The following is a 14,623-nucleotide window of genomic DNA, read 5'->3' as shown; positions in this document are numbered from 1 at the left end:
AAAAATTACATATTCAAATGAAAAGACGAATCAAACACGTTACAGTATTAGGTTCCGGAATCATGGGAAGCGGTATTGCTGCGCACTTTGCAAACATTGGCGTGGAAGTATTGCTTTTGGACATCGTTCCGTTTGAACTGAACGAAGCTGAAGAGAAAAAAGGTTTGACTAAAGAAGACAAAGCCGTTCGTAACAGAATTGCAACCGAAAATTTAGGAAAACTTCAAAAAGCAAGCCCTGCACTACTCTATTCGCCAAGTTTTGCGAGCAGAATTAAAGTAGGAAACTTTGACGACGATATGAAGAAAATCGCGAATACCGATTGGATTATCGAAGTGGTTGTGGAAAGATTGGATATCAAAAAATCCGTATATGAAAAAATCGAGCAATTCCGTCAGCCTGGGACTTTGGTTTCGTCCAACACTTCGGGAATTCCGATTCATCTTTTAACAGAAGGTAGAAGTGACGATTTTAAAGATTATTTCGCAGGAACGCACTTCTTCAACCCTGTTCGTTATTTGCCATTACTAGAAATTATTCCAACGCCGCACACGCTTCCTGAGGTTGTAGATTTCTACATGACGTATGGAGCGAAATTCCTTGGAAAAACAACTGTGTTAGCAAAAGATACACCAGCGTTTATCGCTAACAGAATTGGTGTTTTCGGAATTATGAACATCTTTAATACGATTCAGAAATTAGGTTTAAACATTTCTGATGTTGATAAATTAACTGGTCCAGTTATCGGTCGTCCAAAATCGGCAACTTTCCGTACGGCGGATGTTGTAGGCTTGGATACATTGGTACACGTGGCTAACGGCGTTCGCGAAAGCGGTGTTGAACAAGATGTGTTCAAAGATCAGTTCGCAATGCCAAGTTACATCGATTTCTTAACGACGAATAATTTCTTAGGTTCAAAATCAGGTCAAGGTTTCTTCAAAAAAGTAAAAAATGCTGAAGGAAATTCAGAAATCTTAAGATTGAATCTTGATACTTTAGAATACGAAGCTCAAGGAAAAGTAAATTTCCCAACTTTAGAATTAACGAAAACTATTGAAAAACCTTTGGATCGTTTCAAAGTGTTAATCGGTGGTAAAGATAAAGCGGGTGAATTCTACAGATTGACTTTAGGATCGATGTTTGCGTACGTTTCGCACAAAGTTCCAGAGATTTCTGATGACATCTACAAAATAGACGATGCAATGAAAGCTGGTTTCGGTTGGGAAAATGGACCTTTCGAAATTTGGGATGCCGTTGGCATTCAAAAAGGTGTCGAATTGGCTAAAGAAGCAGGTTACGAGGTTTCGGATTGGGCAAAAGAATTGGCTTCTAAAAATGAAACGTTCTATAAAGTTAATGATGAAGGTCAAAGTATTTTCTACGATAAAAATACAGGAAACTACGATCAAATCCCTGGCCAAGAAGCCTTTATTATCCTTGATAATATCAGAAAAAATAAAACACTTTGGAGCAATTCTGGAGCTTCGATTGAAGATTTAGGTGACGGAATTATCAACTTTGAAATTCATTCTAAAATGAATTCTCTTGGAGGTGAAGTTCTTGATGGACTAAACCGAGCAATCGACCTTGCAGAAAAGGAATACGACGGATTGGTTATCGGAAATCAAGGTGCGAATTTCTCTGTTGGTGCAAACTTAGCGATGATTATGATGATGGCAGTTGACCAAGATTGGGATGATCTCAATATGGCAATTGCGTACTTCCAGAACTCGATGATGAGAGTTCGTTACTCTTCAATTCCAGTTGTGGTTGCGCCTCACACAATGACTTTGGGTGGTGGTTGCGAAATGACGCTTCACGCTGACCGAGTTGTTGCCGCTGCAGAAACCTATATCGGATTGGTGGAACTTGGAGTTGGTGTAATTCCTGGTGGTGGCGGAACAAAAGAATTAACATTAAGAACTTGTAAAGATTTTGTAAAAGACGATGTGAAAACCAACAGACTTCGCGATGCTTTTATGAATATTGCGATGGCTAAAGTAGCAACTTCGGCTTACGAAGCTTACGACATGGGAATTTTGGAGCACGGAAAAGACATCGTTGTGGTTGATAAAAAACGCCAGATTGCGGAAGCTAAAAAAGTAGCAAAACTAATGGCTGAGCAAGGTTACACGCAACCGATCGAAGAAACGGTTACTGTTCTTGGAAAAGATGCTTTAGGAATGTTCTACGTTGGTACCGATCAAATGCTTGCCGGAAATTTCATTTCAGAATACGACAAGAAAATTGCAGACAAGCTAGCAAACGTAATGGTAGGTGGGAATCTTTCTGAGCCGACTGCCGTTTCCGAGAGATACTTATTGAACCTTGAAAGAGAAACTTTCCTTTCCCTTTGCGGCGAAAGAAAAACCCTTGAGAGAATTCAGCACATGTTACAAACTGGGAAACCTTTGAGAAATTAGGATTTGTAAAATTTAAATTGAAAAAAATGTCAAAGACAGCATATATAATTAGGGGGTATAGAACTGCCGTAGGAAAGGCTCCAAAAGGATCTTTACGCTTTACAAGACCCGACGAAATGGCGGCTACAGTTATTGAAAAACTAATGGCTGAATTTCCGCAATTAGATAAAAATAGAATCGACGATCTTATCGTTGGAAACGCAATGCCAGAAGCTGAACAAGGCTTGAACGTTGCGCGTTTAATCTCTTTAATGGGATTAAATACAGACAAAGTTCCGGGCGTTACCATTAACAGATATTGCGCATCAGGTTCGGAAGCGATTGCGATTGCAACTGCAAAAATCCAATCAGGAATGGCTGATTGTATCATCGCAGGTGGTACAGAATCGATGAGTTATATTCCGATGGGCGGTTACAAACCTGTTCCAGATCCGATTTTAGCAAAATCAAACCCTGATTATTATTGGGGAATGGGCTATACTGCGGAAGCTGTGGCAAAGGAATTTAATGTTTCGAGAGCAGCTCAGGATGAATTTGCTTTTAATTCACATCAAAAAGCTTTGAAAGCTATTACTGAAGGAAGATTCAAAGACCAAATCGTTCCTGTTCCTGTTGAATATACTTTCGTAGATGAAAATCAAAAATTACAATCGAAGAAATTTGATTTCGCGATGGATGAAGGTCCAAGAGCAGACACTTCTTTGGAAGGTTTGGCAAAATTGAGACCAGTTTTCGCACAAGGCGGAAGCGTAACAGCAGGAAATTCATCTCAAATGTCAGACGGAGCGGCTTTCGTAATCGTAATGTCCGAAGAAATGGTAAAAGAACTTGGTTTGGAGCCAGAAGCAAGATTAGTTTCTTACGCGGCAGCAGGTTTAGAGCCAAGAATCATGGGAATGGGACCAGTTTACGCAGTTCCAAAAGCCTTAAAACAAGCTGGACTTCAATTAAATGACATCGACTTAATCGAGCTTAACGAAGCTTTCGCTTCTCAGTCGGTTGCGGTAATCAATGAATTGGGAATTAACCCAGAAATTACTAACGTAAATGGAGGTGCAATCGCACTTGGTCACCCACTTGGATGTACAGGAGCAAAATTGGCAGTTCAACTTTTCGACGAAATGAAAAAACGTGGCAACAAATACGGAATGGTAACCATGTGCGTTGGAACTGGACAAGGCGCAGCAGCTATTTACGAGTTGTTGTAGAAGAAAGAACAAAGAACAAAGAGGAAAGATTAAAGAAGCCTTATGAAGCATAATTTCAAAAATTTAAATATTTGGAAATTGTCAATTGAATTGGCGAATGAAATTTATGCGGCTTCTGATCTTTTTCCAAAAAATGAAGAATTTGGATTGAAATCGCAAATCCGAAGATGCGCTGTTTCTGTTCCTTCCAATATTGCGGAGGGATCGAGTCGGAGTTCTGATAAAGATTTTAATCGATTTTTAGAAATTAGTCTTGGTTCTCTTTTCGAACTTCAAACCCAGCTTATCATCGCAAATGCGAGAAATTACATTAACAACGAAAATTTTAATCTAATCGAAATAAGAATAATTGAGTTACAAAAGATGACTTCGGGCTTTCAAAATAATTTGGTCCCGAGATAATTCTTTTCTCTTTTATCTTTTTTCTTTCATCAAATTTTTTAATAAAACAAAAACTAAATATGGCAAATTTAACTGGCGGCGAATTTCTAATCAAGGAAATCCCAGCAAATGAAATCTTCTCTTTGGAGGAACTGAATGAAGAACAAAAAATGCTTCGCGACTCTGCAAAAGAGTTTATCGACAGAGAAGTAGTTCCGAATAGAGAAAAATTCGAACATAAAGATTATGCATTCACGGAAGAATGTATGAAAAAACTAGGCGAAATGGGAATGTTGGGAATCACAGTTCCTGAGCAATACGGCGGTATGGGAATGGGCTTCATCAACACGATGTTGGCTTGCGACTACCTTTCTGGTGCTACGGGATCGTTGGCTACGGCTTTCGGTGCGCACACGGGAATTGGGACACTTCCTACCCTTTTGTACGGTTCCGAGGAATTAAAAGCGAAATATCTTCCAGATTTAGCAGCAGGAACAAAATTCGGGGCGTACTGTTTGACAGAGCCGGATGCAGGTTCGGATGCGAATTCAGGAAAAACTAAAGCTGTTCTTTCAGCTGACGGAAAACATTATATCATCAACGGACAGAAAATGTGGATTTCTAACGCAGGTTTTGCTGATACTTTCACACTTTTCGCGAAAATTGATGATGATAAAAACATCACTGGTTTCGTAATCAATCGTTCGGAATTAGAAGATCCAAACTCTCTAACTTTAGGTGAAGAAGAGCACAAATTGGGAATCCGTGCGTCTTCTACAAGACAAGTTTTCTTCAACGACATGAAAGTTCCTGTGGAAAATATGTTGGGTGAAAGAAATAACGGTTTCAAAATCGCTTTAAATGCATTGAACGTTGGTCGTATCAAGTTAGCAGCGGCTTGTTTGGATGCTCAAAGAAGAATTTTAAATCATTCAATTCAATATTCAAACGAGAGAAAGCAATTTGGCGTTTCGATTTCAACTTTTGGAGCAATCAGAAAGAAATTGGCTGAAATGGCAACGGGAACATTCGTTTCAGAAGCTGGTGCTTACCGTGCTGCAAAAGATGTTCAGGATAAAATTGACGAACTGGTTGCTGGTGGAATGAATCACCAAGAAGCAGAATTGAAAGGTGTTGAAGAATTTGCAGTTGAATGTTCAATTCTAAAAGTTTTTGTTTCGGATTTAGCTCAACATACAGCTGATGAAGGTATCCAAATCTACGGTGGAATGGGCTTCTCGGAAGATACACCAATGGAAGCAGCTTGGAGAGATTCAAGAATTTCAAGAATTTATGAAGGAACCAACGAAATCAACAGACTTCTTGCGGTGGGAATGCTAATTAAGCGTGCTATGAAAGGACAATTAGATCTTTTAACTCCTGCAATGGCGATTTCTAAAGAGTTGATGGGAATTCCATCTTTCGAAGTTCCAGATTATTCGGCTTACATGAGCGAAGAAAAAGCAATCATCGCTAACTTGAAAAAAGTATTCTTGATGGTTTCTGGTGCAGCGCTTCAAAAATACATGATGGATATCGAAAAGCAACAACATTTATTGCTAAATGCTTCTGAGATTTTGAACCAAATTTACATGGCAGAATCTGCAATCCTTAGAGCTGAAAAACATTTCTCAGCAGATTCAGTGGAAGCAGCAATGGCTCAATTGAACCTTTACAAAGCGGTTGAAAAAATCATAACAGCGGCTAAAGAAGGTATCGTTTCTTTCGCAGAAGGCGACGAGCAAAGAATGATGTTGTCAGGTCTTAGAAGATTCACGAAATACACCAACACTCCGAATGTTGTAGCGCTTACAGAGAAAATTGCTGCACATTACGTAGAGAAAGGACATTATTAGACAATAGATTTTGAGAGTGGAGATTTGAGATATAAACTCAGAAAACCTTAAACTTGAAACAACAAAAAACCTCGCGATGGCGAGGTTTTTTGCTTTATATATTCCAGAAAATTATTTCCAAATACAATATATTTAAAAGTTGAATCATACAAAAAGAACAATTCTCCTTAACTTCGCACCATGTTACAAATTGTATTAGTCGGGATTTTGGTAGTTGCCTGTAATGTGTTTATACAGGCGTTGTCAACTCTTTATTTCCTTAAAATATTTATTCCACAGTTCAAACGTTGGCGCAAGAAAAATGAATTACTAACCACATTTATAATGCTGGTATTTCTCATCATGTTTTTCACGCTTTTGCATGGTGGGCAATGTACTTTGTGGGCAGCAGTCTATTATTTCAACCCACATATTTCAAGCTTGTCAAGCTTTTCCGAATCTATTTATTTTTCTTTAATTACCTTTACGACCATTGGTTATGGCGATGTTGTCATCGATTCCGAATGGCGGATTCTTGCAGGATTTGAAGCCATTAACGGCAGTATGCTCGTTGGCTGGTCAACAGCCATGGTTTTTGCATTTTTGCAAGTGATTTATAAAAACAGCAGTATTACAAAATTAAATTCTAGAATAAATGAAAACAAGTTTTAAAGTAAAAACATATAACTTTAGCCTAATACGTCGCTTTAGCCTTGTTGCATTGCTTATATCTTGTGGCTTAATGCTTTTTTTACCATGGATTTCAAAATATTTGAATGGTTTAGTCCTTGGAATTATCGTTATAGGAATTCCGTATTCTTTTTTCACTAAAAAAATGAAAGACAATGAAGAAATTTTAGAATTTAATAATGATGTTATTATTTCGAAGGAATAATCAATATAAGTTTCGAATATAATTTAGACGACGAAAGCTGAAAAATCTTTGGGTTATAATTTAGAATTCAATTATAAAAAGGAATTCGAAAACGGAAACTCAATTTTATTAATCAAGCACTTTTCCTCACCAATATCAATCATCCTGTGATTGCAACTTTGGACGCGAATCAAAATATCTATTTTGCAAATCAAGATCAACCCGTGGTTTCAAAAGGTTTTGATATTTATTTGAAAGGAAGCATCAACGATTGGGAGCTTTATTTGGGTTATACTTTTACGATTGCGAAATATAAATTTCAAGAAGGAAATCAAATCATTCCATTAACGCCAAAAAATCGTGCTGCAATGACGGTGGTTAAAGATTTCAACGGTAGTTGGAAATTCGGAGTAGAAGCGTCTTACAATGGAACTCAGTACCGAATGGATTACAGCAAAACGCTAGATTATCTGTTTGTGGCAGCCATGATTTCCAAAGATTTGGGCGAGCATTTTACGGTGGCTTTAAATTGCGAAAATCTGTTCGATTACAGACAAAGTCGCAAAGAAATTTATATTCTGGAAGTACTTTAAATCCAAGTTTCCATCCACTTTGGGGACCAAGTGATGGTCGAGTTTTCAATCTTTCGGTGATGTGGAAATTGTAGTTTTTAAAAATCAACCTGCGTAAAATTCCACTTTAAAGTATCAATTATTAAAAGTTGATTGGTTTTTACTGGAAGGTCACAAATAATTTTGAGTGTGTTTATCGCCATAAAACTGCCAACAATGCCGGGAAGAGCGCCTAAAACGCCGTTTTTATCACAATCTAAAGCATTTTCAGGACAATCTGGGAAAATATCTCGCAAGTTTTTACTTCCTTGATAATTAAACACCGCAACTTGACCTTCGAAACCTAAAATACTGCCATAAACCAAGGTTTTATTTAATTGAATACAAGTATCATTAAGTAAATATCTTGTCGCAAAATTATCGGAAGCATCAACAATGACATCAAATTCTTTTAAAATGGAATTCGCATTTTCCAACGTGATTTTTGATTTAAAACCAATAAATTCAACATTAGAATTGATGTTTTGAACAAAATTTTGTGCGCTATCCACTTTTGATGTTCCAACAGAATTTTCTGTGTGAATGATCTGCCGATTAAGATTATGAATTTCAACTTCATCAAAATCTGCAACGCCAATTTTCCCAACACCAGCTGCTGCTAAATATTGAATAACAGGACTTCCTAAACCGCCCGCTCCTACCACAAGAACTTTGGCTGACAAAATTTTGTTTTGACCTTCAATGCCAATTTCATCCATGAAAATTTGGCGACTGTAACGTGTAAATTCTTCGTTTTTCATTTAAGAATAAGTATTATCCCAATCCTTCATCACAGGATCGTAACCCGCATTTTTAATGATATTTTTAATTTCATCCATGCTGCGTTCATCCGAAGTTTCAAACTGCTCCAAAGAATTTTCATCTACAGAATAACCACCAGGATTGGTTTTAGAAGCCGCACTCATCGTCGTTGCGCCCAGTTGTACAATATGATCTCTAAAATTTTCATTTTCGCGAGTCGAGATCGAAATTTCCAAATTGGGATTCCAAATTCTGTAAGCAAAAATTAATTGTAAAAGATCACGATCCTTCATTTCAAAATTAGGTTTAACGATTCCTTCCGCAGGTCTTAATCTAGGGAAAGACACCGAAAACTTCGATTGCCAATAGGTTTTCTGCAAATAATCGATGTGCAAAGCGTTGAAAAAACTATCGATTCGCCAATCTTCTAAACCAAGCAGAACACCTAATCCCATTTTATGAAAAGCCGCATTACCAACACGATCTGGCGTATTGAGACGGTAATCAAAATTCGATTTTCGACCTTTGGGATGGTAAGTTTTGTAAACATCTTGGTGATAAGTCTCTTGATACACCAAAACCGAATGAACGCCCGCGTCATGCAAAGCTTGATATTCGTGAGTTTCCAAAGGTTGAACCTCAATAGAAATATTCGAAAATTGCGGTTTTAAAAGCGAAACTGCATTCAAAAAATACGGAAGTCCGACTTTATGTTGCGCTTCACCGCTTACCAAAAGCACGTGATCAACTCCCATTTTTTTAAGGATTGAGGCTTCTTTTAGCAATTCTTGATCAGTTAAAGTTTTGCGTTTTATTTTATTATCCAAACTAAATCCGCAATACGTGCAAATATTCTGACACTCGTTGCTAAGGTACAACGGCGCATACATTTGTATGGTTTTCCCGAATCTTTTCTGTGTTAATTGCTGAGATTTTTGACCCATTTCTTCTAAAAAAAATTTAGCTGACGGCGACAACAAAACCAAAAAATCTTCAACGTGTAATTTTTGTTTATTCAAAACGTGCCTTACATCATTTTCTGTGTACGAATACACCTTGGCATTAATTTCTTCCCAAGAATATTTCTCAAAAACTTCTATAAAACTCATGGTATTTCTTTAATCATCCAACAAAAAAGCAGTTAACGGACTAGAAGCTTCGGCTCGGTTTCTAATTGTTCCCAAACCACTTTCAAAAGCTCGTCGTCCCGCTATAACAGCCTCTTTAAAAGCAATCGCCATTTCTACAGGATTCTTAGCAACAGCAATCGCCGTATTCACCAAAACCGCATCAGCTCCCAATTCCATGGCTTTTGCTGCGTCAGAAGGTGCACCAATTCCCGCATCTACAACCACAGGAACTTTACTCTGCTCGATAATAATTTCTAAAAAATCGATGGTTCTAAGACCTTTATTCGTTCCAATCGGTGCACCCAAAGGCATTACAACGGACGTTCCTGCGTTCTCCAACAATTTACACAACACTGGATCAGCGTGAATGTAAGGCATAACCACGAAACCTAATTTTGCCAATTCTTCCGTAGCTTTCAGCGTTTCGATCGGATCTGGCAGTAAATATCTTGGATCAGGATGAATCTCTAATTTCACAAAGTTGGTTTCTAAAGCTTCGCGAGCCAATTCCGCCGCCAAAACTGCTTCTTTAGCATTTCTTGCGCCCGAAGTATTGGGCAAAAGATTGGCTTTTGTCTTCTTTAATTCTGCTAATAATTCGTCTGTTGGAGAATCGAAATCGACACGTTTTAAAGCCATGGTCACCAACTCAGATTCGGAAGCTTGGACGGCTTCTTGCATTTGACTTAAACTTCCGAATTTCCCTGTTCCTAAGAACAATCGTGACGAAAATTCTGTGCTACCTATTTGTAATTTTTTCATATAAATTCTGTTTGTAATTCTTGGATTAAAGCAGGTTTATCAGTAATTAATTGTGACAAAGCCACACCATAAATTCCAATATTTTGAAGTGCTTGAATATCATTTTTTGTTATTCCGCCAATCGCATAAATCGGTGGGAAATCAATGCTATTTTGTTGAAGTTGATTGAAGATTTTTTGATAACCTTCAAAGCCTAAAATTGGACTCAATTTTTTCTTTGTTGATGTAAACCGTAAAGGTCCAAGTCCGATGTAATCACAGTTTTCAGCAATTCTTTGTTGAATATCTTCAAGAGTGTTTGCCGTTCCACCAATGATTTTTTCAGAACCTAAAATTTCTCTTGCTTTCAGAACATTCAAATCTTCTAAACCCAAATGAACGCCGTCGGCATCGACTTTTGCAACCAAATCTACATCATCATTAATAATAAAAGTTGCATTAAAATTCTCACAAAGCATTTTGACTTTTTGAGCCAATATTTTTAAATCATTTTTTGAAGCATCTTTCCAACGAAGCTGAATCCATTTTGCGCCATTTTCTAGAGCATTTTCAATATTTTTAAATTGAATTTCCGCAGTGTCGCCCTGAGAAATATATTGCATTTTTTCAAAATTTCGCATGATATCCTAATAAGTTTGGTGAACTGTTTAAGTAATTTTCCATATAGTTTTTTGCGTCTGTACAAGCTTGTTTCATAGTTTTTCCTAAAGCTAAATTAACAACAATTGCGCTTGATAAAACGCAGCCAGAACCGTGTTTCTGAAAGACTTCTTTTGCTTTTGGTTTAATGTTAAAAATTTCATTTTCCGTGAATAAAATATCCAAACCTTCCGCATCTTTTCTATGTCCGCCTTTCAACAAAACATTGCAAGGCATTTTTTGATTTTCATTGAGAATATTCATCGATTTTAAATATTCAAACTCTAAAAAATTGGGCGTTATTAAATCCAAATGTGGCAGAATTTCCTTTACATTTTGAATATCGTTTCCATTAAAAAAAGACCTTTCAGAAGAGCTTTTCAAAACGGTATCCCAAACAATCATTGGCTTAGAATTGCTCATTTTTAAAACTTCAATAATCTTTTTTAAATATTCTGAGTTTGGAGCAATTCCGATTTTCACCGCTTTAACTGGATAAAAATTCAGTAATGTTTTAATGCTTTTTAAAATGTCCTCAATGGCGATCCAATCCACAGAAAAAACATGATTTTCCGTTTGCAACGTATTCGCCGTCATCACCGCTAAACCTTGAACTTGATGTTGTTCAAAAGTCTTTACGTCTGCAAGAATTCCTGCTCCTCCGCAAGGATCAAATCCTGCAATGCTTAACACAAATGGCCTTTCTGAATACATTTTTCAAAAATTTTTAAAGGATTTTCATTTCCCCAAATCGAGCCTAAAAAAGCAACACCTTCTGCCCTATTTTCGTACGCAAAATATTGATTTTCAAGAGTTATTCCACCCAAAGCAATGAGTTTAGTTTTATAATTCGTACGTTGTTTTAAATCAGATAAAATTTGAGAATTTTCACCATAACCAATCTTAGAAATACTTGGGAAAATTGGACTGATAAACGCATATTCCCAAAGATTTTCCAACTGATTAAAATCGTCAATTGAATGCGTAGATGTTGAATAAATTAGATTTTCATTAAAAGAAAAATTATTATTTTTTCTAACATTTTCTTTAACATGAAAACGATACAAACCTAACTGAAATGCCGTTTCAAAATGTTGATGAACCACTAATTTAGTTTTGTATTTATCATCAATTCCGAAAACGTAATTAATTAGATCCAACTCTGAAAACTTGGGTTTCCGAATATGAAATAAATCCAAACCTTGATCAAAAAACTGATTTATCAAATTGGTTTCGTTTTTTACATTTTCTTCTGGACTGATGATGATTTTCACAGATACAATTCTTTACCGTTATCAATGAATTCTAAAGACTTCTTTTGCATTCCTTGAGCAGCAGATTCGCGAATTTCCTGAGTAATTTTCATCGAACAGAATTTCGGACCACACATTGAACAAAAATGCGCCACTTTTGCACCATCTGCGGGTAACGTTTCATCATGAAATTCTCTTGCTGTATCGGGATCCAACGACAAATTGAACTGATCTTCCCAACGGAATTCGAAGCGCGCTTTGCTCAATGCATTATCGCGATATTGCGCTCCTGGATGACCTTTCGCCAAATCTGCAGCATGAGCCGCCAATTTGTAAGTGATAACACCATCTTTTACGTCTTTTTTGTTGGGTAAACCCAAATGTTCTTTTGGTGTAACATAACACAACATTGCGCAACCATACCAACCAATCATCGCCGCACCAATCGCCGATGTAATGTGGTCGTAACCTGGCGCAATATCCGTCGTCAAAGGACCTAAGGTGTAAAAAGGTGCTTCGTCACATTCCTGCAACTGCTTATCCATATTCTCTTTAATCAAATGCATTGGGACGTGGCCTGGACCTTCAATCATCACCTGAACATCGTGTTTCCAAGCAATTTTAGTTAATTCACCAAGCGTTTCGAGTTCGGCAAATTGGGCTGCATCATTGGCATCAGCGATAGAACCCGGACGCAAGCCATCTCCTAACGAAAAAGCCACGTCATATTGCTTCATAATTTCGCAAATCTCCTCAAAATGAGTGTATAAAAAATTCTCTTTATGATGAAACAAACACCATTTTGCCATGATCGAACCGCCTCGCGACACAATACCCGTCACACGTTCCGCCGTCAAATGAATATATCGCAAAAGAACGCCCGCATGAATCGTAAAGTAAGAAACGCCTTGTTCGGCTTGCTCAATTAATGTATCACGAAAAATTTCCCAAGTGAGGTTTTCTGCAACCCCTTTCACTTTCTCCAAAGCCTGATAAATAGGAACAGTTCCGATGGGAACGGGAGAATTTCGGATAATCCATTCGCGGGTTTCGTGGATATTCTTTCCTGTGGACAAATCCATAATTGTATCGGCTCCCCAACGACATGCCCAAACTGCTTTTTCAACTTCTTCTTCGATGCTTGACGTGACAGCGCTGTTCCCAATATTTGCATTAATTTTCACTAAAAAATTTCGTCCAATAATCATTGGTTCGCTTTCGGGATGGTTGATATTATTTGGAATAATAGCTCTTCCCGCTGCAATTTCGTCACGAACAAATTCAGGAGTAATTTTTCCTTTTGGCGTTTTCGCACCGAAACTTTCACCAGCATGTTGATGATTCATTCCAGCAGTTGCGGATTCTAACTGTTCGATTTTTTGATTTTCACGAATGGCAACATATTCCATTTCTGGCGTAATAATGCCTTGTTTCGCATAATGCAATTGCGTAACATTTTTTCCATCTTTCGCTACTTTCGGCAAGTGCGAATAAGCAAAACGCAAGTCGTCTAGATTTTTATTTCGAAGGCGTTGTTTGCCGTATTCAGAAGTAATTCCATCCAAAACATCAACATCATTTCTTTCTAAAATCCAACCTTCACGAATGCGCTCTAAACCTTTGCGAATATCAATTGTAAAATTTTCGTCTGTGTAAGGTCCAGAAGTGTCATAAACCGTTACTGGTGGGTTAAACTCTTCTCCTCCTCTACTCAATTTTGTAGGATGAAGACTGATTTCGCGCATCGCAACTTTAATTGGATGCAAAGTTCCTGGAATGTAAACTTTACGCGAATTGGGAAAAGTTTGTGTAGTAATTTGCTCTTGTTTCATATTTACTTTTTATTGATTAAAAACGTCTAACCGCCTTGTGTAGCGGTAATGAGCACAATAGAATCTTTGTTTTGCAACATCGTTTGAGACCACAAATTTTTCGGAACAACTTTTTGATTGACAGCCACCGCCAAGCCAGAAGTTTTCCCTTGACAATGCTGCATAACCAATGCTTCCAAACTTAAATTATAAACTTCAAAAAAAGTAGATTTGTGATTGATGATAAGTTCCATTCCGTTTCATTTTAAAATTAAAATTGACTTTAGGAATGGATACACGAACGCAGATTGCGCCCAAGATGACCATTTACTTTTCCCTACGCTAGTATGATCTAGATCAGGTTGTGAGGGTAAAATCTCAGCCTACTTTTTGTAGACACCCCTAAAGTTCGGAGCGAAGATATAAAAATTTTTTGTACTTCCAAATTTTACAATTTTTGAAAACCAGAAAAAAATTTTGAAAGTATTCTTGTATTTTATTAGAAAAAGTAGGAAATATTACATTATGAAAAACTCAATAATAATTCAAATTTTTAGTATTTTAATAATTTTGATCTCATGTCAAAAAAAGAAAGAAAAACAAATTATAGTTGATAAAAAATAGGCGACTCAACATTTATTAATTCATCAATAAAAACAGATTCTGTTACTCCAGAACAAAGGATTTCAGATATTAAAAACTGGTACAACGAAGCTCAAAACAGTATGAAAATAGCAAATACTAATTGTAAAAATGCTGAGGAAAAATGGGTTTACAAACTAGATAAAGAATTAAGCATGGACTTTGTAAATAGAGGTTCTCTGTGTAATCTCCCAAATGGAATAAAAGTGTATTCGGGAGAATTTAATGGTTATGAATGGTAAGTGGACTACTTTTTTGACAGTTTGTAAATATAGTTTTTTCGTTTGAAATT

16 protein-coding genes and 1 riboswitch are annotated in these 14,623 nt (G+C 37.0%); of the genes, 8 read left to right on the top strand and 8 right to left on the bottom strand.

The genetic code is table 11. The features are described from left to right. Positions 1 to 17 precede the first annotated feature (17 nt). From RT037_RS07825 to RT037_RS07795, 7 genes are all read left to right on the top strand, one after another. The gene (locus tag RT037_RS07825) at positions 18 to 2,423 is read left to right on the top strand and encodes a 3-hydroxyacyl-CoA dehydrogenase/enoyl-CoA hydratase family protein (protein WP_313029706.1); all 2,406 of its coding nucleotides are present in this window, start codon (positions 18 to 20) and stop codon (positions 2,421 to 2,423) included. Positions 2,424 to 2,449: 26 nt separating this feature from the next. Then, positions 2,450 to 3,631, top strand: a complete 1,182-nt coding sequence (locus RT037_RS07820) for an acetyl-CoA C-acyltransferase (RefSeq protein ID WP_312321698.1) — start codon at positions 2,450 to 2,452, stop codon at positions 3,629 to 3,631. A 42-nt stretch (positions 3,632 to 3,673) separates the two neighbouring features. After that, positions 3,674 to 4,033 carry a four helix bundle protein gene (locus tag RT037_RS07815; RefSeq protein ID WP_313029704.1) on the top strand — a complete coding sequence of 120 codons (360 nt, stop codon included), beginning with the start codon at positions 3,674 to 3,676 and terminating at the stop codon, positions 4,031 to 4,033. Between the two features lie 59 nt (positions 4,034 to 4,092). Next, entirely contained in the window at positions 4,093 to 5,868 is a 1,776-nt protein-coding gene (locus RT037_RS07810) for an acyl-CoA dehydrogenase family protein (RefSeq protein ID WP_312321696.1), read from the top strand. Positions 5,869 to 6,048: 180 nt separating this feature from the next. Beyond that, positions 6,049 to 6,519: a potassium channel family protein gene (locus tag RT037_RS07805; RefSeq protein ID WP_313029700.1), complete on the top strand. Its 471-nt coding sequence runs from the start codon at positions 6,049 to 6,051 to the stop codon at positions 6,517 to 6,519. Beyond that, positions 6,503 to 6,742: a hypothetical protein gene (locus tag RT037_RS07800; RefSeq protein WP_313029698.1), complete on the top strand. Its 240-nt coding sequence runs from the start codon at positions 6,503 to 6,505 to the stop codon at positions 6,740 to 6,742. The genes RT037_RS07805 and RT037_RS07800 overlap by 17 nt, the downstream gene beginning before the upstream one ends. Positions 6,743 to 6,825: 83 nt before the next feature. After that, positions 6,826 to 7,314 (top strand): TonB-dependent receptor domain-containing protein, encoded by a 489-nt coding sequence (locus RT037_RS07795; RefSeq protein ID WP_313029779.1) that lies wholly within the window; start codon positions 6,826 to 6,828, stop codon positions 7,312 to 7,314. 77 nt (positions 7,315 to 7,391) lie between these two features. Here the strand turns inward: RT037_RS07795 and RT037_RS07790 are convergent, their stop codons facing one another. The 8 genes from RT037_RS07790 to thiS are packed head-to-tail and all read right to left on the bottom strand — an operon-like array spanning position 7,392 to position 13,943. Next, positions 7,392 to 8,093 carry a HesA/MoeB/ThiF family protein gene (locus RT037_RS07790; RefSeq protein WP_313029697.1) on the bottom strand — a complete coding sequence of 234 codons (702 nt, stop codon included), beginning with the start codon at positions 8,091 to 8,093 and terminating at the stop codon, positions 7,392 to 7,394. Next, positions 8,094 to 9,203: a 2-iminoacetate synthase ThiH gene (gene thiH, locus RT037_RS07785; RefSeq protein WP_313029695.1), complete on the bottom strand. Its 1,110-nt coding sequence runs from the start codon at positions 9,201 to 9,203 to the stop codon at positions 8,094 to 8,096. Between the two features lie 9 nt (positions 9,204 to 9,212). Beyond that, positions 9,213 to 9,986: a thiazole synthase gene (locus RT037_RS07780; protein ID WP_313029692.1), complete on the bottom strand. Its 774-nt coding sequence runs from the start codon at positions 9,984 to 9,986 to the stop codon at positions 9,213 to 9,215. Next, the gene (locus RT037_RS07775; RefSeq protein WP_313029690.1) at positions 9,983 to 10,588 is read right to left on the bottom strand and encodes a thiamine phosphate synthase; all 606 of its coding nucleotides are present in this window, start codon (positions 10,586 to 10,588) and stop codon (positions 9,983 to 9,985) included. Before RT037_RS07775 ends, RT037_RS07780 begins: the two co-directional genes overlap by 4 nt. 4 nt (positions 10,589 to 10,592) lie before the next feature. Then, positions 10,593 to 11,339, bottom strand: coding sequence for a hydroxymethylpyrimidine/phosphomethylpyrimidine kinase (locus RT037_RS07770; protein WP_313029689.1), 747 nt, complete (start codon positions 11,337 to 11,339; stop codon positions 10,593 to 10,595). Beyond that, positions 11,312 to 11,899 carry a thiamine phosphate synthase gene (locus tag RT037_RS07765; RefSeq protein WP_312323683.1) on the bottom strand — a complete coding sequence of 196 codons (588 nt, stop codon included), beginning with the start codon at positions 11,897 to 11,899 and terminating at the stop codon, positions 11,312 to 11,314. Before RT037_RS07765 ends, RT037_RS07770 begins: the two co-directional genes overlap by 28 nt. Continuing rightward, complete coding sequence (gene thiC / locus RT037_RS07760) at positions 11,896 to 13,710, bottom strand: phosphomethylpyrimidine synthase ThiC (RefSeq protein WP_313029686.1); 1,815 nt, start codon at positions 13,708 to 13,710, stop codon at positions 11,896 to 11,898. Before thiC ends, RT037_RS07765 begins: the two co-directional genes overlap by 4 nt. A 26-nt stretch (positions 13,711 to 13,736) precedes the next feature. Continuing rightward, on the bottom strand, positions 13,737 to 13,943 hold the full coding sequence (gene thiS / locus RT037_RS07755) for a sulfur carrier protein ThiS (protein WP_312323680.1): 207 nt from the start codon (positions 13,941 to 13,943) through the stop codon (positions 13,737 to 13,739). A gap of 63 nt (positions 13,944 to 14,006) precedes the next feature. Then, positions 14,007 to 14,103: riboswitch (TPP riboswitch) on the bottom strand. Positions 14,104 to 14,414: 311 nt separating this feature from the next. On the opposite strand from thiS, the gene RT037_RS07750 reads away from it, so the two are divergent. Then, positions 14,415 to 14,573, top strand: a complete 159-nt coding sequence (locus RT037_RS07750; RefSeq protein WP_312323679.1) for a hypothetical protein — start codon at positions 14,415 to 14,417, stop codon at positions 14,571 to 14,573. Positions 14,574 to 14,623: the final 50 nt, after the last annotated feature.

It is taken from the genome of Soonwooa sp. (assembly GCF_032062245.1).
Taxonomy (GTDB): Bacteria; Bacteroidota; Bacteroidia; order Flavobacteriales; family Weeksellaceae; genus Soonwooa.
Note: the sequence above shows the minus strand (reverse complement) of the source record. Positions and strands in the feature narration are given on the sequence as shown.

Coding starts and splice junctions, on each gene's coding strand:
- RT037_RS07825 (WP_313029706.1), top strand. CDS start 18: ATGAAAAGACGAATCAAACACGTTACAGTATTAGGTTCCGGAATCATG.
- RT037_RS07820 (WP_312321698.1), top strand. CDS start 2,450: ATGTCAAAGACAGCATATATAATTAGGGGGTATAGAACTGCCGTAGGA.
- RT037_RS07815 (WP_313029704.1), top strand. CDS start 3,674: ATGAAGCATAATTTCAAAAATTTAAATATTTGGAAATTGTCAATTGAA.
- RT037_RS07810 (WP_312321696.1), top strand. CDS start 4,093: ATGGCAAATTTAACTGGCGGCGAATTTCTAATCAAGGAAATCCCAGCA.
- RT037_RS07805 (WP_313029700.1), top strand. CDS start 6,049: ATGTTACAAATTGTATTAGTCGGGATTTTGGTAGTTGCCTGTAATGTG.
- RT037_RS07800 (WP_313029698.1), top strand. CDS start 6,503: ATGAAAACAAGTTTTAAAGTAAAAACATATAACTTTAGCCTAATACGT.
- RT037_RS07790 (WP_313029697.1), bottom strand. CDS start 8,093: ATGAAAAACGAAGAATTTACACGTTACAGTCGCCAAATTTTCATGGAT.
- thiH (WP_313029695.1), bottom strand. CDS start 9,203: ATGAGTTTTATAGAAGTTTTTGAGAAATATTCTTGGGAAGAAATTAAT.
- RT037_RS07780 (WP_313029692.1), bottom strand. CDS start 9,986: ATGAAAAAATTACAAATAGGTAGCACAGAATTTTCGTCACGATTGTTC.
- RT037_RS07775 (WP_313029690.1), bottom strand. CDS start 10,588: ATGCAATATATTTCTCAGGGCGACACTGCGGAAATTCAATTTAAAAAT.
- RT037_RS07770 (WP_313029689.1), bottom strand. CDS start 11,339: ATGTATTCAGAAAGGCCATTTGTGTTAAGCATTGCAGGATTTGATCCT.
- thiC (WP_313029686.1), bottom strand. CDS start 13,710: ATGAAACAAGAGCAAATTACTACACAAACTTTTCCCAATTCGCGTAAA.
- thiS (WP_312323680.1), bottom strand. CDS start 13,943: ATGGAACTTATCATCAATCACAAATCTACTTTTTTTGAAGTTTATAAT.
- RT037_RS07750 (WP_312323679.1), top strand. CDS start 14,415: ATGAAAATAGCAAATACTAATTGTAAAAATGCTGAGGAAAAATGGGTT.